Source organism: Herbidospora solisilvae, assembly GCF_009901565.1.
Taxonomy (GTDB): Bacteria; Actinomycetota; Actinomycetes; order Streptosporangiales; family Streptosporangiaceae; genus Herbidospora; species Herbidospora solisilvae.
The window spans coordinates 829,424-851,527 of sequence record NZ_WXEW01000001.1 but is presented as its reverse complement, the minus strand read 5'-3'; the positions used below and the strand labels follow the sequence as shown (position 1 = coordinate 851,527).

Annotated in this window: 19 protein-coding genes; 6 read left to right on the top strand and 13 right to left on the bottom strand. The window is 71.9% G+C overall.

Annotated elements, in window-relative coordinates:
* Positions 1 to 90 precede the first annotated feature (90 nt).
* Together GT755_RS03615 and GT755_RS03610 are read left to right on the top strand one after the other, a co-directional pair.
* Positions 91 to 1,617 (top strand): acyl-CoA synthetase, encoded by a 1,527-nt coding sequence (locus tag GT755_RS03615; protein ID WP_161478237.1) that lies wholly within the window; start codon positions 91 to 93, stop codon positions 1,615 to 1,617.
* Between the two features lie 119 nt (positions 1,618 to 1,736).
* Positions 1,737 to 3,137 (top strand): S1C family serine protease, encoded by a 1,401-nt coding sequence (locus GT755_RS03610; protein WP_161478236.1) that lies wholly within the window; start codon positions 1,737 to 1,739, stop codon positions 3,135 to 3,137.
* 257 nt (positions 3,138 to 3,394) lie between these two features.
* Here GT755_RS03610 and cydC read toward each other — a convergent pair whose 3' ends face one another.
* The 4 genes from cydC to GT755_RS03590 are packed head-to-tail and all read right to left on the bottom strand — an operon-like array spanning position 3,395 to position 8,551.
* Entirely contained in the window at positions 3,395 to 5,074 is a 1,680-nt protein-coding gene (cydC, locus tag GT755_RS03605; protein ID WP_328794155.1) for a thiol reductant ABC exporter subunit CydC, read from the bottom strand.
* Positions 5,071 to 6,672, bottom strand: coding sequence for a thiol reductant ABC exporter subunit CydD (cydD, locus tag GT755_RS03600; RefSeq protein WP_161478235.1), 1,602 nt, complete (start codon positions 6,670 to 6,672; stop codon positions 5,071 to 5,073). Before cydD ends, cydC begins: the two co-directional genes overlap by 4 nt.
* Before the next feature lie 10 nt (positions 6,673 to 6,682).
* Positions 6,683 to 7,375, bottom strand: coding sequence for a cytochrome d ubiquinol oxidase subunit II (locus tag GT755_RS03595; protein WP_161478234.1), 693 nt, complete (start codon positions 7,373 to 7,375; stop codon positions 6,683 to 6,685).
* 9 nt (positions 7,376 to 7,384) lie between these two features.
* Complete coding sequence (locus GT755_RS03590; protein ID WP_161478233.1) at positions 7,385 to 8,551, bottom strand: cytochrome ubiquinol oxidase subunit I; 1,167 nt, start codon at positions 8,549 to 8,551, stop codon at positions 7,385 to 7,387.
* Between the two features lie 107 nt (positions 8,552 to 8,658).
* Between GT755_RS03590 and GT755_RS03585 the strand changes: the two genes are divergently transcribed.
* The gene (locus GT755_RS03585) at positions 8,659 to 8,955 is read left to right on the top strand and encodes a helix-turn-helix transcriptional regulator (RefSeq protein WP_051759994.1); all 297 of its coding nucleotides are present in this window, start codon (positions 8,659 to 8,661) and stop codon (positions 8,953 to 8,955) included.
* 4 nt (positions 8,956 to 8,959) lie between these two features.
* On the opposite strand, the gene GT755_RS38400 is transcribed toward GT755_RS03585, so the two are convergent.
* Both GT755_RS38400 and GT755_RS03575 read right to left on the bottom strand, forming a co-directional pair.
* Positions 8,960 to 9,637, bottom strand: a complete 678-nt coding sequence (locus GT755_RS38400; RefSeq protein WP_202609559.1) for a permease prefix domain 1-containing protein — start codon at positions 9,635 to 9,637, stop codon at positions 8,960 to 8,962.
* A 40-nt stretch (positions 9,638 to 9,677) separates the two neighbouring features.
* The gene (locus GT755_RS03575; protein WP_161478232.1) at positions 9,678 to 10,886 is read right to left on the bottom strand and encodes a pentapeptide repeat-containing protein; all 1,209 of its coding nucleotides are present in this window, start codon (positions 10,884 to 10,886) and stop codon (positions 9,678 to 9,680) included.
* Positions 10,887 to 11,231: 345 nt separating this feature from the next.
* Here GT755_RS03575 and GT755_RS03570 point away from each other — a divergent pair, with 345 nt between their 5' ends.
* Positions 11,232 to 11,597, top strand: coding sequence for a thioredoxin family protein (locus GT755_RS03570; protein WP_161478231.1), 366 nt, complete (start codon positions 11,232 to 11,234; stop codon positions 11,595 to 11,597).
* A 54-nt stretch (positions 11,598 to 11,651) separates the two neighbouring features.
* Here GT755_RS03570 and GT755_RS03565 read toward each other — a convergent pair whose 3' ends face one another.
* Positions 11,652 to 12,986, bottom strand: coding sequence for a class II 3-deoxy-7-phosphoheptulonate synthase (locus GT755_RS03565; protein ID WP_328794153.1), 1,335 nt, complete (start codon positions 12,984 to 12,986; stop codon positions 11,652 to 11,654).
* A gap of 51 nt (positions 12,987 to 13,037) precedes the next feature.
* Entirely contained in the window at positions 13,038 to 14,255 is a 1,218-nt protein-coding gene (locus GT755_RS03560) for an FAD-dependent oxidoreductase (protein ID WP_161478229.1), read from the bottom strand.
* Between the two features lie 43 nt (positions 14,256 to 14,298).
* Between GT755_RS03560 and sigK the strand changes: the two genes are divergently transcribed.
* Positions 14,299 to 14,889: an ECF RNA polymerase sigma factor SigK gene (gene sigK / locus GT755_RS03555; protein ID WP_161478228.1), complete on the top strand. Its 591-nt coding sequence runs from the start codon at positions 14,299 to 14,301 to the stop codon at positions 14,887 to 14,889.
* Positions 14,886 to 15,599: an anti-sigma factor gene (locus GT755_RS03550; protein WP_161478227.1), complete on the top strand. Its 714-nt coding sequence runs from the start codon at positions 14,886 to 14,888 to the stop codon at positions 15,597 to 15,599. The genes sigK and GT755_RS03550 overlap by 4 nt, the downstream gene beginning before the upstream one ends.
* Positions 15,600 to 15,609: 10 nt before the next feature.
* Here the strand turns inward: GT755_RS03550 and GT755_RS03545 are convergent, their stop codons facing one another.
* The 5 genes from GT755_RS03545 to GT755_RS03525 form a co-directional block, all read right to left on the bottom strand.
* Complete coding sequence (locus tag GT755_RS03545; protein WP_161478226.1) at positions 15,610 to 18,261, bottom strand: NB-ARC domain-containing protein; 2,652 nt, start codon at positions 18,259 to 18,261, stop codon at positions 15,610 to 15,612.
* A gap of 16 nt (positions 18,262 to 18,277) precedes the next feature.
* Positions 18,278 to 18,580, bottom strand: coding sequence for a trypco2 family protein (locus GT755_RS03540; RefSeq protein ID WP_161478225.1), 303 nt, complete (start codon positions 18,578 to 18,580; stop codon positions 18,278 to 18,280).
* A gap of 152 nt (positions 18,581 to 18,732) precedes the next feature.
* Entirely contained in the window at positions 18,733 to 19,713 is a 981-nt protein-coding gene (locus GT755_RS03535; protein WP_161478224.1) for a phosphotransferase family protein, read from the bottom strand.
* A gap of 3 nt (positions 19,714 to 19,716) precedes the next feature.
* Entirely contained in the window at positions 19,717 to 20,595 is an 879-nt protein-coding gene (locus tag GT755_RS03530) for an aldose 1-epimerase family protein (RefSeq protein WP_161478223.1), read from the bottom strand.
* Positions 20,596 to 20,739: 144 nt separating this feature from the next.
* Positions 20,740 to 22,038, bottom strand: a complete 1,299-nt coding sequence (locus tag GT755_RS03525) for a GH1 family beta-glucosidase (RefSeq protein ID WP_161478222.1) — start codon at positions 22,036 to 22,038, stop codon at positions 20,740 to 20,742.
* Positions 22,039 to 22,104: the final 66 nt, after the last annotated feature.

The following is a 22,104-nucleotide window of genomic DNA, read 5'->3' as shown; positions in this document are numbered from 1 at the left end:
GTAGGCTGAGCGGTCTACTGAACGGCCCGCGCCAATCCCGGCGCGGGCCGTTTCCTTTTCCGCCCGACGATCACCGAGTAATGTTCGGTCATGTATCCGGGTGCCGTCGCCGCAGTGAGCCCTGACAAACCCGCAGTGATCATGGCCGGTTCCGGCCGGGTGGTCACCTACCGGGAACTCGACGAGGAGTCCAACCGCCTCGCCCACCTGCTGCGCGAGGCCGGGCTGCGGCCCGGCGACCACATCGCGTTCATGCTGGAGAACCACCCCCTCTTCCTCGCGGTCGCGTGGGCGGCCCACCGGTCCGGGCTGCTCTACACGGCGATCAGCTCGCGGTTGCAGGCCGGCGAGCTGACGTACATCGTGGAGAACTGCGGGGCGAAGGCGTTCGTCAGCTCGGCGGCGTGCGCCGAGGCGGCCGCCGCGGTGACCGGCCCGCCGCTCCGGCTCATGCTCGACGGCACGGTCCCGGGCTTCCTGTCGTACGAGACCGCGGTCGCCCCCATGCCCGTCACCCCCGTGGCCGACGAGGTGCAGGGCATGGACATGCTCTACTCCTCGGGCACCACCGGGCGGCCGAAGGGCGTCCGGCCCAATTGGACCGGGCAGCCGCTCGACGTGCCCGGCCCGCTGATGAACCTGATCGGTTTCCTGTTCGCCCCCACGGCCGACAGCGTCTACCTGTCACCCGCGCCGCTCTACCACGCCGCCCCGCTGCGCTACTCGCTCACCTTCCAGCGCTTCGGCGCCACGGTCGTCGTCATGGAGCGCTTCGACCCCGAACAGGCCCTGGCAGCCGTCGAGAAGTACGGCGTCACGCACTCCCAGTGGGTGCCGACCCACTTCATCAAGCTCCTGAAGCTGCCCGAGGAGACCCGGTCGCGCTACGACCTGTCCACGCTCCGGTACGCCGTCCACGCCGCCGCCCCCTGCCCGGTCCCGGTCAAGGAGCGGATGATGGAGTGGTGGGGCCCGATCATCCACGAGTACTACGCGGGCACCGAGGGCAACGGCTTCGTCTACGCCGGGCCCCACGACTGGCTCACCCACAAGGGCACCGTCGGACGGCCCCTGCTCGGCGTGCCGCACATCCTCGACCCTCAGGGCGAGGAGCTCGGCCCGGGCGAGACCGGCGTCGTCTACCTGTCCGGCGGCCCGACGTTCGTCTACCACGGCGACCCCGAGAAGACCGCCGCCGCGCACGACCCGAAGGGCCGGGGCTGGTCGACGCTCGGGGACATCGGCCACCTCGACGAGGAGGGCTTCCTCTACCTGACCGACCGGAGCTCTTACATGATCATCTCGGGCGGGGTGAACGTCTATCCGCAGGAGGCGGAGAACCTGCTGGCCGTCCATCCGAAGGTCGCCGACGTGGCCGTGTTCGGGGTGCCCGACGAGGAGATGGGCGAACAGGTCAAGGCCGTCGTGGAGCCCGCCGACCCCGCGGCGGCCGGGCCCGAGCTGGAGGCGGAACTGATCGCGTACTGCCGCGAACGGCTGGCCCACTACAAGTGCCCGAGGTCGGTCGACTTCCGCACGGAGCTGCCCCGCCACCCCACCGGGAAGTTGTACAAACGAATTTTGCGCGCCGAATACTGGCCGGAGCAGCACAAATAAGGCCGATGTTCGGTTTCGCCAGGTCAGCGGGGTGATCGCTTAAGCCGGCCTTATCGGCGGTTTGCCATCTTAGAACCACCGGCCCGAAGGAGCCGGGATTCGGTAAGGGGATGGCAGAGATGAGCGCTGACGAGCGGGAGAACGAGCACGGGACCACCGAGGTCCTGGAGGGGCGCGGCTGGAGCCAGTTCGGCCGGCGGGCCCCGCAGTACGGCGACTACCGGGGCGAGCAGTCCGCCCCGACCTTCGCGCCGCCCCCGCCTCCGCACCAGCCGGGCCCCATCCAGGGACACGTCGGCGCGAACCCGGTCGGCGACACCGCCGTCTACGGTCTGCCGCCGGTCCCGCCGGAGCCTCCCCAGCGGCAGCGGTCCGACGGGCGGGCCTGGAAGCGGGGCGTCTCGATCCTCGCCCTGGCGTGCGTGGCGGTCGGCGGTGGGGTCGCAGGGGCCCTCATCACCAACGCACTGGACGACGACGGCACCCCGGTGCTGGCCAGCCCGGTGGTGAACTCCCAGAGCAACGGCTCGGCGGCGATGCCCGCCAAGGGCACGATCGCCGCGGTCGCCAAGGCCGTGCAGCCCTCGGTCGTCATGATCACCGTGACCTCGCAGCAGGGCCAGGGCGAGGGCTCCGGCGTGATCCTCTCGGCCGACGGGCTGATCCTCACCAACAACCACGTGGTCGCGGGCGCCGGTCAGAACGCCCAGATGGCGGTCAAGTTCAGCGACGGCCGCACCATCCCGGCGACGCTCGTGGGCACCGACCCGACGACCGACATCGCGGTCATCCGCGCCACCGGCGTCTCGGGCCTCACGGCCGCCGCGCTCGGCGACAGCGACGCGCTCCAGGTGGGCGACTCGGTCCTGGCGATCGGCAGCCCGCTCGGCCTGGAGGGCTCGGTCACCTCGGGCATCGTCTCGGCCCTCGACCGCACGGTCACCTCCGGCGGCGGCGGTGGCGGCGGACCGCAGCTTCCCCCCGGCTGGGGCGGCGGCTTCGGCCAGGAGCAGCAGCAGCAGGCCGACCCGACCACGACGATCGGCGGCATGATCCAGACCGACGCGGCGATCAACCCCGGCAACTCGGGCGGCGCCCTGGTCAACGCGTCCGGCCAGGTCATCGGCATCAACACCGCGATCGCCACCTCGGGCGGCGGCAACGGCAACATCGGCGTCGGCTTCGCGATCCCGATCAACACCGCCAGGAACGTCGCCGACCAGCTCATCAAGACCGGCAAGGCCGTCCACGCCTACCTGGGCGTGAGCGTCGGCGACGCCACCGGAGACACCCCCGGCGCCCTGGTGTCGACGGTCGAGCCGAACAGCCCCGCCGCCAAGGCGGGCCTGCAGCAGGGCGACATCATCACCAAGGTCGACGACACCCCCGTGGACGCGGGCGAGACCGTCGTCGGCATCGTCCGCGGCCACCAGCCGGGGACCAAGGTGACCGTGACCTACATGCGGAACGGTCAGGCGAACACGGCGACGATCACTCTGGAGGAGAAGACGACGAACTGACGCGGAGATCTCTCAGGCAGGGGACAGGGAACGGCCGGCGGCGCCTCCAGGCATGGGGGCGCCGCCGGTCATTTCCGTCACGGCTCCGCCGGTCTCTTCCCGTCACGGCTCCGCCGGTCTTCTTCTCCGTTACGGCTCCGCCGGTCTTCTTCTCCGTTACGGCTCCGCCCTCCCCGGCCCCGACCGCCGCCTCCGGTCCGCTCAAGAAGCGGCGCGCACCGGCCGCTCCCGGTCCGCCCCGTCACGGGCGGGTGCGGCTACCTCCTGATCATGTTCTCGGCCTCCCACAACTCGCGGTAGTAGCCGTCGGCCGCCACGAGTTCGGCGTGGGTCCCGCGCTGCACGACCAGCCCGTCTTCCAGGACGACGACCTCGTCGACCGCCTCCAGACCCCGGAGCCGGTGGGTGACGAGGAGGGTGGTCCGGCCGCGGGTGGCGTCGAGGAGGTCGGTCATCAGGGCGTCGGCCGTGGTCTCGTCGAGGGCCTCGGCGGGTTCGTCGAGCAGGAGGACCGGGGGGTCGTAGAGGAGGGCGCGGGCCAGGGCGAGGCGCTGGATCTGGCCGCCCGACAGGGTGCGGCCGTCTTCGCCGAGCTGGACGTCCCAGCCGGCCCGGTCGGCGAACGTGTCGAGCCTGGCCTCCCGGACCGCCCGTTCGAGGTCGGCGTCGGCCGCCTCCGGGCCCGCGAGGCGGAGGTTGTCGCGGAAGGTGGTCTGGAAGACGTAGGGGTCCTGGGTGAGGCCCGTCATCATGGCGCGGGCGTCGTCGGGGGAGATGCGGCGCAGGTCGGCGCCGTTGACGGTGATGCTCCCCGAGACGGCGTCGACGGTCCGCATCAGCGCCGACAGCAGCGTGCTCTTGCCCGCCCCGCTCGGTCCCACGACGGCGACGCGCTTGCCGGGCATGAGCGTCAGGCTGACCCCGCCGAGCGCGGGCCGGTCGCCGTGGCGGACGACCAGGTCGTCGACCACGACCGTCAGCGGCCCGGTCGGCCGGGGCAGCGGGTCGGCCGGGGCGGGCACCGCCGGGGGAGTGGCCTCGATCTCGCGCAGCCGCCGGACCGCCGCCAGCACTCCGGTCAGCCGCTCGCCGGCCGCCGCCAGCGGCAGCACCGGCTCGAAGCTGACCAGCGACATCAGCGCGAGCACGGCGGTCGCGATCGAACCGGCGCCGAGCGCCATGGCCACGGCCACCACGATCACGACCGTGAGCCCCTGCACCAGCACCCCGGCGGCCAGCGCGGTCGCGTTCACCCGGGCCTGCCCGCGCTCCAGCCGGGCCAGCCGGTCGTCGGCGGCGGCCGCGGCGTCGAGCGCCCGCCCGGTCGCGCCGTAGGCGGCCAGGTCGGCCGACCCGTGCACGAGGTCGGCGGTGTGGGCGGCCAGATCGGCCCGCGCGGGCGCCAGCCGGCTGGTCGACCGGCGGGCCAGCGCGGCGGTCGCGGCCGGGAGCAGCACCCCGGCGACGGCCAGCCCGGCCGCCAGCACCACCGCCGCCAACGGCAGCAGGAACGCGGCGATGACGACGGCCGTCACCCCCGTGACCAGGGCGGCGATGGCCGGGAGGAGGCACCGGACCAGCAGGTCCTGCACGGCGTCGGTGTCGTCGACCATCCGGCTCAGCAGGTCGGCCCCCCGGTGGGAGAGCGGCCCGGCCGGGATCAGCGAGTCGTAGAGCCGTTCCCGGGTCGCCGCCTGCGCCCGCAGCGCGACGTCGTGCCCGGACAGCCGCTCGGCGTAGCGGAAGACGCCGCGAGAGGTGGCGAACGCCCGGACCGCCACGATCGCCACCGACAACGCGGCCAGCTCGGGCTGCTGCGCGGCCCGCGTGATGAGCCAGGCGGCGGAGGCGATCAGCCCGAGCCCGGCCAGGTCGGCCGCCGACCCGGCGAGCGCGGCGACCAGCAGCCGCCGGTTCCAGATCATGGAAGAGGTCACTTGATCACTCCGTCGTCCACTCTGATCACCCGGTCGGCCAGGGCGATCATCGCCGGGCGGTGGGCGACGATCACCGCGGTGCGGCCCTCGGACAGGGTGCGGGTGGCCTCGATGACCGCCGCCTCGCTGCGGCCGTCGAGGCGGGCCGTGGGTTCGTCGAGGAGGAGCAGGCCGGCGTCGGGGCGGCAGAAGGCGCGGGCCAGGGCCAGGCGCTGGCGCTGACCGGCCGACAGGTCGGCGCCGCGTTCGCCGATGACGGTGTCGTAGCCGTCGGGCAGGTCGGTGACGAACACGTCGGCCTGGGCGGCGACCGCCGCGGCGCGGATCTCCTCGGGAGAGGCGTTGCCGTCGAGGGAGATGTTGCCGGCCACCGAGGTGGCGAACAGGTGGGGGCGTTGCGGCACGAAGGCCAGCTGCCGCCGCCACCTCTCCAGGTCGAGGGTGGCCAGGTCGACGCCGCCGATCAGGACCCGGCCCTCGGCGGGGGTGACGAAGCCCAGCAGGAGGTGGAGCAGGGTGCTCTTCCCGGCCCCGCTCTCGCCGACCAGGGCGACCCGTTCGCCGGGGGCGATGGTGAGGGACACGTCGCGGAGGGCGGGGTCGTCGCGGCCGGGGTAGCGCACGGTCACGCCGTCGAGCCGGATCTCGGGCACCCGCTCGCCGACCACCGCGGGGCGCGGAGCGGCCGGTTCGGCCCCTTCGAGCAGGGCGAACGCCTGGTCGGCGGCGGTGACGCCCTCCATGGCGGCGTGGAAGCGGGTGCCCATCGCGCGCAGCGGCAGGTAGGCCTCGGGGGCGAGCAGCAGCACGAGCAGGGCCGTCGTCAGGTCGAGCGAGCCGGACAGCAGCCGCAGGCCCACCGGGACCGCGACCAGCGCCAGTGACAGGGACGCGACCAGCTCCAGCACCAGCGACGACAGGAACGCCACGCGCAGGGTCTTCATCGTCGCCGAGCGGTGGGCGTCGGCGACGTCGCGGATCACGGTCGCCTGGTAGCGGGCCCGGCCGAACGCCCGCAGGGTCGGCAGGCCCCGCACCACGTCGAGGAAGTGGCCGCCCAGCCGGGACAGGGCGGCCCACTGCCGCTCGGTCACCACCTTGGTCGTCATGCCGACCAGCGCGCCGAAGATCGGAATCAGCGGCACCGTGACCAGCACGATCAGCGCGGTCGTCAGATCGGCGGCGAACAGCCGCACGATCACCGCCACCGGCACCACGGCGGCCACGGCGATCGACGGCAGGTAGCCGGTGAGGTAGGGGTCGAGCGCGTCGAGGCCCCGGCCGGTCAGCGTCACCAGCTCGCCCGAGCGGGTCTCGGCCGGGCTCATGCCCTGGAAACGGCGCAGCAGCCGGTGGCGCAGCTCCGACTTCACCCCGCTCGCGGTCGCCCCCGCCGCCACGCCCTGGACCCAGCCGAGGGCGCCCCGGGCCGCGATCACCAGGGCCAGCCAGCCCAGCACGCCGACGGCGAACCGGCCCGACAGCACCCCGGCGAGCAGTTCGGCCTGCACCAGGACCAGCAGCCCGGCCGCCACCGCCGCGCCCAGGCACACCGTCAGGTGGCGGCGCGGCAGCAGCCGCACGAGACCTCTGTGCACCGAGCCCCCCTCAGAAGTAGGCGGGGACCGGCCCCTTGCCGAAGGCCCTCCACACCCAGATCTGCGCCCCGGCCATGACCGGGACGAACGGCAACACCATAAACGTCAGCACCGTCAGGGTCGCCGACGGGGCCGCGTTGCCGATGACCCCGCCCGCCATCCCGACCAGCGGCACCAGCGCCGGCACGGCCGCCAGCCCCCCGGTGACCAGCAGCGTTCCGCCGCCGGTCAGCCGCCAGTCGAGGAACCTCCGGCCGTGCATGACGAACAGGGCGGCGATGAGGAGGCCGTACAGGAGCCCGAAGGGGAACGAGAACCCGGCCAGGCCGGCCAGCAGCAGCCCCCAGGCCAGGCAGACGCCGAGCGACCCGAGGGCGATGAGCCACTCCCAGAAGGCGCGCGTGACGAGGCGGCGGCGGAACCACAGGCCCGCGTCGCGCACCACCCACGAGACCAGCAGCAGCACCACGGCGGTGTAGTTGGCGCTCAGGGCGAACTCGCACGCGGGGAACGCGCCGAACAGCACGCCTGCGGCGGCGATCAGCCACACCTCGTTGGCCAGCACGAACGGGCCGATGGCGCCGATCGCCCGGTCGCGGTCGGCGGTGACGGGCAGGAGCAGGCCGACGCCCAGGTCGAAGCCCTCCAGGGCGAAGTAACCGACCACCAGCAGCGCGAGCGCGCCGAACCACAGGATCTCCATCAGTCGCTCCTAGAACGTCAGCGCGGGGGCGGGCGCGGGCTTCTCGCCCAGCGCGATCTGGTCGGGGCCCCGCCGGATGATCCGCGAGATCAGCAGGTAGTCGGCGACCGCCAGCAGCGTCAGCACGCCGACGAAGCCGGCGAACGACAGGGTGATCTGGGCCTCGGTCAGCCCGGGGGTGAGGGCGTCGGCGACCTTCAGCCGTTCCCAGATCATCCACGGCTGGCGGCCCTCCTCCCGGGCGATCCACCCGAGGATGGCGGCGGCGAAGGGGAGCGGGGTGACCAGCAGGATCAGCGGGTGGAGGAACCGCCAGCGCGGCGCCCACTTGACCACGACGACCAGCAGGAGGGCGACGAGCTGGAGCAGGTGCCCCAGCATGATCATGAACCCGAGGCCGAACGCCGCCAGCGGCCGGTCGGCGAACTTGCCGGGCTGGACGCTGGTCACCGGCCCGAACTGGGCGAACCCGAAGCCGACCACCATCATCGTGCCGATGAACGAGGTCCAGATGCCCATCCGCAGCGACCGGGAGAACAGCTCCTGGTCGGGGGTCTTCCGGAACAGGTGGTAGGCGCTCGCGCCCATCACCACGAAGCCGCCCACGGTCAGCCCGGCCGACAACACGTGGGGCAGCGCCATCGAGAGCGACGGGTTGGTCAGCAGCGCCCCGAAGTCGTCGAGCCGCAGCACGTCGCCGTCGCGCACCGCCCCGGCCGGGTGCTGGAGGAACGAATTGGCCACCATGATCCAGAAGGCGGACGCGTAGGCGGTGAGCGTGACCAGCCAGATCGTCGCGACGTGCAGCCACTTGGGCAGCCGGTGCCAGCCGAAGATCCACAGGCCCAGGAACGTGGACTCCAGGAAGAATGCGATCAGCGTCTCCATGGCCAGCGGCGCGCCGAACACGTCGCCGGCGTAGTGGGTCAGGCCGCTCCAGCTCAGCCCGAACTGGAACTCCATCACGATGCCGGTGACGATGCCGAGGGCGTAGTTCGTCACGTAGATCTGCCCCCAGAAGCGCGTCATGCGTTCGTCGAGGGTGGTGCCGGTGCGGGCGTATCGGGTGTGCATGATCGCCACAAGGGGGGCCAGGCCCAGCGTGAGCACGACGAACAGGAAATGCAGGCTCCCCGTCACCGCGAACTGCAACCGGGCCAGGTCGAGGACGTCCATGGAAGGCTCCTTATGTCTGGCTACATATAGAGAGCCTACATGTAGACTGGCTACATGCCGAACACGGTTAAGGTGAACTCGTGAACCCCGACGCGCTCCGTGGGCATATGGACGCCCTTCTCCTGTCCGTGGTGGAGCACGAGCCCCTCCACGGCTACGCGATCATCGAAGCCCTGCGGGAGCGGTCCGGCGGCGCCCTCGACGTTCCGACAGGTACTGTCTACCCAGCGTTGCGACGGCTGGAGAGGGCCGGCTTCCTGGCCAGCGAATGGGCGACCGTGGGCGGCCGCAAGAGACGGACCTACCGGCTGACCGACTCGGGCCGGGCCGAACTGGCCGGGGAACGCTCGGCCTGGAGCAGGTTCACCCGCGTGATCGGGCGCGTCCTCGACCCGCAGACATGAGCCGCTACCGGCCCTTCGGGACCGTGACCGCCGTGCGCAGGCAGTGCGCCGCGCTCCAGAGCTTCCAGCTCCAGAACGACAGGCTCAGCCACGTCGCCACCATGCCCGGGACGTAGTCTTCGAAGGCGGTCAGCACGTTCGCCGTCTCGGTCAGGGCCGAGGACAGCACCGCCATCAACGGAAGCTGGCACCACACCAGCAGGCCCAGCACCTTGGCCACCCGCCGCGACCGGCGGGTCCGGCGCACCCGCCACAACGCCACGCCTCCCGCGAGCCCGGTCAGGAGCTGCATGACGTCGACCGTCTTGGCCACCACGTCGAACCAGTCCGGCCGCGACGCGTAGCCGGGCCCCGCGGGGAAGATCTGCCAGAGGAACGTCCACATGAGCGCCAGCACCGGCGTGCCCAGGAAGAGCAGCAGCGCCGTGTGGCGGACCTGGACCGCGGTCAGCTCCTCCTGGAACCCCGGCGCCACCTCGGCGACCGGGCCGAAGTCGGCCACCGCGCGCGCCTGCGCCTCCTCGGGCGACAGGCCCTCCTCCGCGTAGGCCTCGGCCGCGTCGCAGAGGCCGTCGCGGGCCTCGGCGAGAAGATCGCGTCTGGCCCGCCGGGGCCCCCGGAGCGTCTTGGCCAGCGCGGCGACGTAGTCGTCGACGGTGGCCGTCTCGAATGCGGTGTCCATGGTCGTTCGCCAGGCTATGGGAGGACTCGTGGGGGTCGCATCAGGGCGATCCCTGATCCGTCCCGGACGAGTGGGCCCACGTCCCGCCCTGAGTGACCGCCGGGCGGGGGTGCCGGTTCTGCTGCTGGGGGGTGGACGACCAGAGCGCCGCCGCCACCGCCACCAGGGCGAGCAGCGCCACCCACGACACACGGCTGAAGAACGTGCGCCGCAGGGGCGGCCAGCTGAACCGGAGTTGCCGCCGGCCGCCGGGGCTGGCCGCGAACACGCAGTCGCGCAGCCGCAGCCGGTCGGCGTTCACCACGCCGGGCAGGTGGCAGCGGGTCAGGTCGGCGCCCTCGATGGTCAGGTCGTCGGCGTCGAGAGCGGCGAGCGACAGGACCCTGATCGGGCCGCCCTTGCGCCCGACCTTCGACCGGCCCCGGCTGGTCAGGCCGGTCAGGTCGAGGTCGGCGTCGCCCGCCCGCACGGTCAGGCGGCCGAGCACCCGCGCCTCGGAGAGGTCGACCGGACAACCCGTGACGTGGAGCTCCACCGGGCCGGACGCCCTGGCCTGGGTCAGCGCCAGATGGCGGCCCACCACGGCGGGGGCCAGGAACGCCTTCGCCCCGAACCTGACCGACTGGAACCCGGCCGCGCCCTCGAACGCGGTCTTCAGGAACGACACCGGGCGCGAGAACCGGGCGCCGCGAAAGGTCGCGTCGCCGTGGAACCTGGCCTGGTCGAAGGAGCTGAAGCCGTGGAACTCGGCCCGGCGGAACGACGCCGAACCGAAGCACGCCTCGCCGAAGAGGGCGTCACTGGCGACGGCGGACTCGTCCATCGAGAGGTGGCCGCGCACGCGGGAGCCGTACAGGGAGATTTCCCGGCCGAAACGCACGCCCTTGAATGAGACATTTCCCCTGAAACGGGTGTTGAAGAACGACGCGAGCGCGTCGAACCGGGCTTCGTCGAACGACGCGTCGCCATTGAAAGTGACGTCGCCGAAACGGGCGGGGGAACAGAACACGGCCTGGTCGAAACGGGCCCGGCCGACGACGTTCTCCATCGCGGCGAGAATCCGGTCGAGCAGGCCGGCCGGCACGGTCGTGCCGCGCAGGTCGAGGGACTGCCCCGGCGTCAGCGTGGCGAGGTGGGCTTCCAGTTCTTCGGCTTCCAGGTGGGTCAGGCAGCGGTTGTACGGCTGCCGCGTCACCCCTACGCAATCGGCGCTCGTGGCGCAGGTGCTCCAGGAAAGGAGTTGCCTCATGCCCAAAGGCTTACCCACGATCGGCAATTCTTCCGGCCCTTTTCTGGCTGCCTGTCAAATGTGTCGTCGTTGCCACCCCGGGAACGGAAAACGGCCCCGGACGTGTCGTCTCGGGGCCGTTTCGCTCATTCGGTGCTCAACTGGGTGATGCGCGGGGGGCGAAGGGTGCTGAGAATCTCGTCGGAGCAGTTGCACGAGCCGCAACCAGGGATCATGGAGGCCTCCTGCCGTCGTCGGGACGCGGGACGTACCCACGGGCGCGACCGGGCAACCTGACCGGCGTGATAGGCCTTGGAATGCGGTGGGGCCCAATCGGGTTGCACCCCGAGAGGAAAGGAGTCGCGAGTGGCGACCATCGAGGTAACCGAGAGCAACTTCAACGAGATCGCCGACGACGGCATCGTCCTGCTCGACTTCTGGGCGGAGTGGTGCGGGCCGTGCAAGTCGTTCGGCCCGATCTTCGAGAAGGCGTCGGCCAAGCACGACGACATCACGTTCGGCAAGATCGACACCGAGGCCCAGCCTGCCCTGGCCCAGGGGTTCGACATCACGGCGATCCCGACCATCATGGCCATCCGTGACGGCATCGTGGTCTTCGCCCAGCCCGGCGCCCTCCCCGCCCCCGCGCTCGACGACCTGATCACCCAGGTCCGCGCCCTCGACATGGACGCGATCCGGGCCGAGATCAGCGCGGAGATGAAGAAGAACTAGTCCGGCCAGACGAAGAAGGCCCCCGAACCGGGGGCCTTTCGCGTTTCCCCCGGGTCAGTCGCCCCGGTAGAGCTCGGCCACCCGGAACGCCAGGTCGAGCGACTGCGACCGGTTCAGCCGGGGGTCGCAGGCGGTCTCGTAGCGCAGCGCCAGGTCCTCTTCGAGGATCTGGTGGCCGCCGCCGACACACTCGGTCACGTCGTCGCCGGTGAACTCGATGTGGATGCCGCCGGGGTGGGTGCCCAGCGCGCGGTGGACCTCGAAGAAGCCGGTCACCTCGTCGAGGACGTCGTCGAGGCGCCGGGTCTTGAAGCCGCCGCTCGCCTCGAAGGTGTTGCCGTGCATCGGGTCGCAGATCCACGTCACCACGGCGCCGCTCGCGGTCACCTTCTCGACCAGCGGCGGCAGGGCTTCGCGGACCTTCCCGGCGCCCATGCGGCTGATGAAGGTCAGCCGGCCCGGCTCGTTGGACGGGTTGAGCTTCTCGACCAGCGTCAGCGCCTCGTCGGCGGTCGTGGTCGGGCCCAGCTTGACCCCGATCGGGTTGCGGATCTTGCTGAAGAACTCGACGTGGGCGTGGTCGAGCTGGCGGGTGCGCTCGCCGATCCAGACCATGTGGGCCGACACGTCGTAGGGAAGGCCCGTGCGGCTGTCGATGCGGGTCATCGCGTGGTCGTAGTCGAGGATCAGGGCCTCGTGGGACGAGTAGAACTCGACCGTGTGGAACTCCGCGGGCTCGGCGCCGCAGGCGCTCATGAACGCCAGCGCCTGGTCGATCTCCCGGGCCAGCCGCTCGTAGCGCTGACCGGCCGGGGAACCGGCCACGAAGTCCTGGTTCCATGCGTGGACCTGCCGCAGGTCGGCGTAGCCGCCCTTGGTGAAGGCGCGCGCCAGGTTCAGCGTCACCGCCGAGGAGTGGTAGGCCCGCAGGAGACGGCCCGGGTCGGGCACGCGGGAGGCCTCGGTGAACTCGAAGCCGTTGACCATGTCGCCCCGGTAGGCCGGCAGCTCGACGCCGTCGCGGGTCTCGGTGTTCTTCGACCGCGGCTTGGCGAACTGCCCGGCGAGGCGGCCGATCTTGACGACGGGCACCCGCCCGGCGTAGGTCAGCACGATCGCCATCTGGAGCAGCGTCTTGATCTTGTTGCGGACGTTGTCGGCGGTGGCGCCGGCGAACGTCTCGGCGCAGTCACCACCCTGCAGGACGAACGCCTCGCCGCGCGCGACCGCCGCCAGCTCGTCTTTCAGCCGGTCGCACTCCCCGGCGAAGACCAGCGGCGGCAACCCGCGCAACTCGGTGACCACATCGTCGAGCGCGCCGCGGTCGGGCCACTCGGGCTGCTGGGCGGCGGGCAGGTCACGCCAGGTGTCGAGGTTGAGTGCGCTCACGACATACGAGGTTATCGTTCCTCGTCCCGAGGACCGGCCTGCCATGTCCATTCAGTGAGATGAGCGTACGTGCTCAGGCCGGAATCCCAGTCCGATGGCGCGGCCGAGGAGGCGGCGTACCGGCGCCGGGATCTTACGCGCGGCGGCGCCGATGGAGCCCGCATCGGCGTCACCGGCGAGGACGCGGGCGATGATCCGGTTCTGCACCTGCACCTGGAGGGCCTGGGTCGCGGCCGTCGGATACCATCGCCGGCGGCGCAGTTTCGCCAGGAGAGAAGCCGGCACGGGATCGAGCACCGGCCGCCGGTTCTCCTGCGCCCGCGCCAGCGGCCCGGCGAGGAGGTTCCCGGCCGCGATGGCGTCCTGGATCGCCAGGTTGATGCCGACCCCGCCGATCGGCGACATGGCGTGGGCGGCGTCGCCGATGATCAGCAGGCCCGGCAGATGCCACCTCGGCAGCCGGTTGACGACCACGGTCAGCAGCTGGACGTCGTCGAAGGTGACCTTGCTGGTGTCGAGGTAGGGGAGCAGGCCGGTGATGCTCGACCGGAATTCGTCCAGGCCGGCCGCCTTGAGGTCGTCGAACCCGCCCTTCGGGATCAGGTAGGCCATCTGCCAGTAGTCGCCCCGGTTGAGCGAGACCAGCGCCGTGCCCCGCCCCGGCCGCAGGAACACGTCGTCGGGATGCCCGTCGTGGCGGGGCAGCCGGAACCAGAGCACGTCCATCGGCGCGCCGATGTCGACCGGCTCGAACCCGACGGCCGCCCGCAGGTCGCTGTGCCGCCCGTCGGCCGCCACGGTCAGCGCGGCCCGGATCTCCGTCTTCGTGCCGCCGGACTCGACCACGACCCCGCGGACCGCGCCGCCGTCGCGGATCACGTCGACGGCCCTGTGCTCCATGAGGAGCCGGAAGTTCGGGTATCGGCCGGCGGCGGTGGTGATCAGTTTGAGGAAGTCCCACTGCGGCACCATGGCCAGCCGCCGATGCCGGCCCGGCAGCCCCCGGAAGTCGGCCATCGGGATGAACTCGTCGCCCGTGTAGAGGGCGAAGTACTCGAACGAGCGGTGCGGGATGGCCTCGAACTCCTCCAGCAGCCCCAGTTCGTCGAGGACCTGGATCGTCGACGGATGGATCGTGTCGCCCCGGAAGTCCCGGAAGAAGTCGGCGTGCTTCTCCAGCAGGACGACCTCGATCCCCGCCCGCGCGAGCAGCAGCCCCAGCATCGCCCCGGCGGGCCCGCCGCCCGCGATCACCACGGTGGTTTCCATATTCCCGTCCTACCCGGGCAATCCACGGGGCAGGCGGCGGCGAATGGGGTTCGTGAACGATGTCGTGCCCATATCCGTCACGGGCCGCAGTCCCGAGCTCGACGAGCTGCTGGTCCTGGTCGCCCGCGGCGACGAGACGGCGTTCGAGCGCCTGTACGACCGGCTGATCGCCTCGGTGTTCGGGCTGATCCGCCGGGTCGTGCGCGACCGGGCCCAGGCCGAGGAGGTCGCCCAGGAGGTCATGGTCGAGGTGTGGCGGACCGCCGCCCGCTTCGACCCGGCCCGCGGCGGCGCCATGGCCTGGGTGATGACCGTGGCCCACCGGCGTGCCGTCGACCGGGTGCGCTCCGCGCAGGCCTCCTCCGACCGCGAGGACCGGGTGGCCCGGATGGGCGGCGAGGTCGCCTACGACCACGTGGCCGAGACCGTGACCACGCGGCTGGAGGGCGAACGGGTCCGCCGCTGCCTCGACGGCCTGACCGAGTTGCAGCGCCAGGCCGTCACGATGGCCTACTACGGGGGGTACAGCTATCCCGAGGTGGCCGGCCTGTTGAAAGTCCCCTTGGGGACGGTCAAGACGCGGATGCGCGACGGTCTGGTCCGGCTGCGCGACTGCATGGGGGTGGAGCGGTGAACGACGAGATCCACACCCTGTCCGGGGCCTACGCCCTGAACGCCCTGCCGCTCCGGGAACTGGGCGAGTTCGAGGGCCACCTGTCGAGGTGCGAGGCCTGCACGATCGAGGTCCGCGGCCTCCAGGAGACGGCCGCCCGCCTGGGCGTCGCGGTGGCCGAGGCGCCGCCCCGGGCGCTGAAGTCGCGGGTGATGGCCCAGATCGCGGAGGTCCGCCAGGAACCGCCCCCGATCGATGAGGAGCCTCCCGTGGCCGTCGTGCCGCTGCGCCGCCGCCCCGGCCGGTGGGCGCTGGCCCTGGCCGCCGTCTCGGCCGCCGCGGCGGTGTCGGTCGGCGTCGTCGCGGTCAACGAGATCCGCTCGCGCGACGCCTCGATCGAGGAGACGCAGAGCCTGCTCGCCGCGCCCGACGCCGTGGTCCGCAGGGTCGCCATGACGGGCGGGGGATCGGCGACGGTGGTGGCCTCCGAGAGCCGCGGGAAGGTGATGTTCACCTCCGACCTGCCGGCGCTCGATCCGTCCAGGACCTACCAGCTCTGGACCATCGGCGGGGAGCGGATCCGCTCGGCGGGGCTGGTCGACGGCGGCGGCGTCCGGACGGCGACGGTGGACCTGCCGCCCGGGACCGACCACCTCGGGGTGACGGTCGAACCGGCGGGCGGCTCCGAGCAGCCGACGACGGAGCCGGTCATGCTCGCGAAGGTGGTGTGAGCGCCGGTTCTCAGCCGATGTCGGCCAGGGTCGCGCGCAGGCTGTTCAGGAGATCGGGGTTGCCGATCCCCTGGGCCAGCGTGAGGCCCTCCCCGGCGGCCGTGCGGGCCGACGCCAGGTCGCCCGCCGACAGGTGGAGGCGGGCGAGGTGGTGGAGCAGGGTCACCTGGCCCGCCGTGTTGCCGATCAGGCGCTGGTGGTCCAGGGCCCGGGTGAGCGCCGAGGTGCCCTGCGCGAACTGACCGGCCCCGCCGTAGGCCAGGCCCAGGTGGAGCAGGGTCCAGGCGACCTGGTTCTGGTCGCCGAGGGCGACGCTGAGCTCCAGGCCCGCCATGGAGACCTCGATGGCCTCGGTGTGGCGGCCCATCCCCCGGTAGGCGTCGGCGATGTGGGCGATCACCCAGATCTCGGCGTGGGCGTCGCCGTTGGCCTGGTGGATCGCGCGGGCGCGGGCGTACTGGACGAGGGCGTCCTCTTGTTGGTCGCGGTCGCAGAGGTAGTCGCCGTAGTGGACCAGCGTCCAGAGCTCGGCCTCCTCGTCGCCGCGCGCGGCGGCGCCGGCCAGGGCCCGGTCGTACAGGTCGGCGACGCCGTCGAAACGGCCGCGTTCGCGGCGCACCAGCGCCAGGTGGACGAGCAGGTGCACCTCGGCCTGGGCGTCGCCGTCCTCGCGGGCGGCGTCGACGGCCAGGGCCAGCGCGTCGTCGGCGTCCGCCAGGAGGCCGCGATACTTGAGCATGTCGCGCAGCGCCCAGGCGAGCCGGTGGGTGTCACGCCAGAGCCCGTCGTGGTGGGCCTGCCGGAGCACGGCCAGCGCGTTGACCCGTTCGGCCGACAACCAGGCCATCGCCGCCGGGTCGGCCTGGTCCTCCGGCCAGTCGGCGCGCAGGGCGACGGCGGTGTCGGCGTACCAGCGGGCACACCGGGCGAAGGCCTCGGCGGCGGCCTCCGGGGGGTCGTCCAGTTCGGCCATCTCGCGGGCGAAGGCGCGGACCAGGTCGTGGAAGACGAACCGGTCGCGGACCATCATGAGCTGCGCGTCGACCAGCGTGCCCAGGTGCCCGTCCGCCTCGGCGGCGCTCACGCCCAGCGCGGCCCCCGCGGCGTCGGGGCCGTAGTCGGCCAGCGGCAGGACGGCGAGCAGGCGGAACGCGCGGGCCGTGTCAGGCGGCAGGCCCGCGTAGCTGACGGCCAGGCTCGATCCGACGCCGCGCTGGCCGTCTTCGAACTCGTTCAATCTGGCTCCGGAGCTTCGCAGGCCGAGTTTCAGTTGATCGGCCAACTGCCCCAGAGGCAGCCGCGCATGCCGGGGCAGCACCATCCGGGTGCCCACGATGCGGGTGGCCAGCGGCAACCCCGCCAGCTGGCGGGCGACGGCGCGGGCCGCCTCGGGGTCGGCCTCCAGCCGGTCGGCTCCGACGATGCGCTCCAGCAGCACCAGGCTGTCGGCGTCGCTCATGGGCGCGACCATGATCCGGCGTGCGCCGTCGACGCCGGCGAGCACCGACCTGCTGGTGACGAGGGTCAGGCAGCCGTCGCCGTAGGGCAGCAGCGACTCCACCTGCTCGGCGCTGACCGCGTTGTCCAGCACCAGCAGGCAGCGGCCCCGCCGGAGCGCGGCCTGGTAGGCGAGCCCGCGCCCGCTCTTGGGCACCTCCTCGTCGGACAACCCGATCTTGCGGAAGAACTGCAGGTACGCGTCGTCCTCGGCCGGGCCCAGATCGAGATGGACGCGGGCGTGGCCGTAGAACGGCGCGGCCAGGTGGGCGGCCTGGTTGGCGAGCGTGGTCTTGCCGACGCCGCCCATCCCGTAGAGCACGACGATCTGACTGGGATCGGCCTCGCCCTGGGCCCGGGCGATCTCCATGATCGCGGAGAGCGCGTCGGAGCGGTCGGTGAAGTCGGCCAGCCGCCGGAGCAGGGCCACATGTCCGGCCGGGCGGGTGACGGTGCGGGCCGGCGCGGGCGGCACGGGCAGCACGGCCAGCTCACGGGGGTCGCCCAGGCCCAGGACGCCGCTCCAGGCCTCGGCCTCCTCGGCGCCCAGTTCGGCGACGGCCGTGATCGGCACCACGGTGAGCGAGGACTCGCCCTCGGCCAGGTGGTGTTCGGCCACCACGCCGATCACGTGGTCGCCCAGGCGGGGGTGCCGGGCGAAGACCACCGCGCCGGACATGCCCGCCCATTCCGACTCCGCCAGGTTGCCGCCCGGAATCGGGCGCGGGCTGTCGCGCACCCGGAACTGCACCAGCCCGCCGATGCGGTTCGCGCCCGGCGGGATCTCCCCGTGCACGTGGGCGGTCTCCCGCACTCCGCCGGTGACCTTGAACCGGGGGAAGCCCACCGCCCAGCAGTCGCCGACCAGGTCGGCGCTGGTCCGGTCGAGCGCCGCGAACGGGGGACGGCCCGGATCGCCGGGCTCGGCGGAGCCGTCGACCTGGAGCAGCGCCAGGTCGAGCCGGGGAGCCGCCGACCGCAGCAGGCGCGCGGGCCGTTCGCGGCGGTCCTGGAAACGGATCGACAACCCGCCGGCCCGCGACACGTTGTGCGCGGCGGTGAGGACCAGGCCGGGGGCGAGCAGGAACCCCGAGCCGACCTGCCAGCGCGGCCTGACCTGAGGACCGCGGTCGTGGAGCACCTCCACCGCGCGGTCGACCGTCACCCGGTTCATCGGGGCGTCAGGGCTTGACGTCGTAGCCCTGGGTCACCTTCACCGGGTCGCCGTTCACGTCGACCGGCGGTTCCAGGGTGATGGTGATCTTCTGGATCTCCTCGGCGGCGTAGGTCCCCTTGCCGTCGAGTTCGACGACCCAGAATTTCACCTTTCCCCCGGTTTCTCCGGATTTGGTGACGCCGACGTGGAACTCGATCTGGGTCTGCCCGATGGGGAAACGGAATGGCGAATCATCGCCTTCGGTCATCGCGGCCAGAAGCTCCGCACGTAATGAGGCGATTGCCGCCGCAAGACCGATCTGTCCCATTCGCCGCTCCAGAAAAGGCGTTGGACATCGCCGACCGTTCGATTCTCCCGATCGCGGAAACCCGTGGTCAAGAGGATTCACCCGGCGGAGAAACGCGGAACGGCGAACGGCGGGGCCATTCCTGAATCGCCCCGCCGTTCGCCGTGGATCGCCTAACGCGTGAGGACGCCCAGCGCCCGCACCAGCCCGTCGGTCGCCCCGTTGCGCAGCCGGGCGTAGTCGGCCTCCGGGTACTGCCGGGGGCCGTCCTCCACCAGCAGGATCAGGTAGAGGTAGGCCTGGTACATCGCGAACCGCACCCGCGACGTCGGGGTGAAGCCCGCCCGCCCGCCGCCCTCCTGGTAGCCCGCCAGCATCGGGTCGTCGCCCGTCAGGTCGGAGAAGATGGTCGGGGTCACGAAGTCGGCCAGCGGGTCGCCCCAGAAGGCGCGCTCGTGGTCGATCAGCGCCTCGACCGTGCCGTCGGGGTTGAGGAACACGTTGCCCGGCCAGACGTCGAAGTGGACCAGCGCGGGGGTGCGCACGTCGTCGAGGGCGGCCGCGTTGCGGTGGAAGGCGCCGACCAGGTCGAGGATCGTGGCCGGCAGGCGCGTCTCCCACTTCACCGCGTCGTCGAGGATCGCACCGACCATCTTCAGGAACGCCTCACGCCACGTCTCGCCGGTCAGGCCCGCATAGGGGTAGCCGAACGTGCCGGAGCCCGGGATGCGGTGGAGGGTGGCCAGGTGGACGCCCATCTCGCGGCGGAGGGCGGCGTCGCGCGCCTGGTCGGGCGCCGCGCGGTTCCACGGCGTGCCCGTGAGCGCCGACAGGATCAGCCAGTCGCCGCCGATCTCGGGGTCGTCGAAACCCGCGTGGAGCAGCGTGGCCATGGGCAGGCCGGTGCCCTGGGCCAGGTGGTAGACCATCGCCTCGGTGCGCAGCAGGTCGCGCTCGTAGGTCAGCAGCGGCAGGTCGGGCGGCGGGCCGACCTTCAGGACGACCTGCGACTCGTCGTCGAGGCCGAGGCGCCAGACGGCGTTGGCGAAGCCGTCGGGCAGTTCCTCGGCCGTCACGACGCCCGCTCCCAGCGCGCCGATGACGAGCGCGTCGAGCTCGGCGGTCGTCAGCGACCGCTTCGTTTTGCTGTCCATGGGTCAGGCCGCCGAGATCGTCCAGCTCGCCTCGTGCGTGTCGCCGGGCTTGAGGACGATCAGGTCGGTGCCGCTGTTGTAGGCGTCGGGCGGGCAGGTCATCGGCTCCACCGCGACGCCCTTGTAGCCCAGGCCCACGCCGTTGCAGACCTGGACCCACGGCAGGGACTCGTGGTCCCACGTCACGGCCACGCCGCCGCCGGGGCCGCTCACCACGACGCGGCCCTCGGTCAGGGCGGTGTAGGCGTGGTCGATCGCGACCTGGCCCAGCACGTGGGGCTCGCGGAAGTCGTAGTCGGTGCCGTCGACCGCGACCAGCTCCGTGGGGGCGAGCAGCTCGTCGGTCAGGAACACCTTCCCCGCGGGGAGGGACAACGTGTATTCGGTGACGTCGGGGCCGGCCAGCAGCCACGGATGGGGACCGCAGCCGTAGGGGGCGGGGGCCTCGCCGATGTTCTCGGCCTTCAGCGTGGTCGTCAGGCCCGACTCGTCGAGCACGTACGTCGTGGTCAGGGCGAGCCGGTGGGGGTAGCCCTGGTGGGGCTCCAGCGTGTAGGTCATGACCGCCGACGAGCGGTGGTCTTCGATCGCCGTGAACTCCACGCACGACCAGTGGGCGTCGGAGACGAAGCCGTGCAGGGCGTGGCCCCGGTCGGGCTCGTTGACAGGCAGCTCGAAGCACTCGTCGGCGAAGACGTAACGCGCGCCGACGACCCGGTTGGGCCACGGGGCGAGCAGGGTGCCGTTGTAGAACTCGATCGGCCCGTCGACGGGACGGCTCGGGATCAGGTCACGTCCTCCGTGCGTGAGGGCTGACACGGCGCCGCCGAGTTCGGTCAGCTCCGCGCGGTAGCCGCCGCCGAGGAGGGTGTACTGGGGCACGGGGGGTGTCCTTTCTCCGAGAGACAAGGTCAAGGGTATGCGCCACGCGATCGGCCCAGCTCGGCAGCCTCCTGGCCACCCGAGTGGGAGCGCTCCCACAACCTAGTGGGAATTGAGCAGATGAGTCAACGAAAAAGCGGCAGGTCACCGTAGTTCGCCGGTCTCGATAAGGTCCCGGTACCAAAGGGCGCTGTCTTTCGGAATTCGTTTCTGCGTCTCGTAGTCGACGTGCACGATGCCGAATCGCTGGCTGTATCCCTCGGCCCATTCGAAATTGTCGAGCAGCGACCACACGTGATATCCCTCGACCTTCGCGCCCGCCTTGACGGCGCGGTGCATCGCGCCGATGTGGCCGCGCAGATAATCGATCCGGTCCTCGTCGTGCACGCCGCCGTCGGGGGAGACGGCGTCGTCGGTCGCCAGGCCGTTCTCGGTGATGACGATCGGCACGCCGGGGTGGTCGCGGGTGACGCGCAGCAGGACGTCGTGCAGGCCGTCGGGGTAGTCCTCCAGCCAGCCGGCCACCCTGACCGGGTGGCGGACGACGCGCCGCTGTTCGGCGTCGATGAAGAGCGGCGTGTAGTACTGCACGCCGAGCACGTCCACCTTCTCACTGATGATCTCCATGTCCCCGTCCATGATCATGTCATGCCGGGTCATGGCCTCCTCCGGGTAGGTCCCGTTGAAGACGGGCTCCAGGTAGAGGCGGTTCTCGCGGGCGTCCTGGCGGCGCGCGGCCTCCTTCGCCTCGGGCGAGTCGTCGGCCGGGTAGGTCGGGTGGAGGTTCAGCGCCGGGCCGATGCGGCGGCCGGGGTGGCGGTCGTGCAGGACGCGGCTGGCCAGGCCGTGGGCCAGCAGCAGGTGGTGGCAGGCGACCAGGGCGCGGTCGTCGTCGCGCACGCCGGGGGCGTGGATGCCGGTGCGGTAGCCGCAGTCGACGACGGTCTTCGGCTCGTTGATCGTGAGCCAGTCGCGGACGTGCAGGGCGTCGTACATGATCTCGGCGTACTCGGCGAAGCGGTAGGCCGTCTCGCGGTTCTCCCAGCCGCCCTCGTCCTGGAGGGCCTGGGGGAGGTCCCAGTGGAACAGCGTGACCATCGGGCGGATGCCGGCGCCGACCAGGCCGTCGACCAGGCGCTTGTAGTAGTCCAGGCCCTTGAGGTTGGGGCGGCCGGCGCCCGTCGGCTGGACGCGCGGCCAGGCGACGGAGAAGCGGTAGCTCTCCAGGCCCAGCTCGCGCATCAGCTCGATGTCCTGCTCGAAGCGGTGGTACTGGTCGGCGCCCGGGTCGCCGGTGTCACCGTCCCGGACGTTTCCGGGGGTGGCGGCGAAGGTGTCCCAGACCGACACCCCCCGGCCGTCCTCCTTGGTGGCACCCTCCACCTGGAAGGCGGAGGTGGCCGCCCCCCAGACGAAGTCGCGCGGGAAGCGTACGGGCGTCATGGTTCTCCTCGGTCGGTCTGCGGCGCAGGCGCCGGCGGCGCTGAGTGACATCAGCACAAATACACC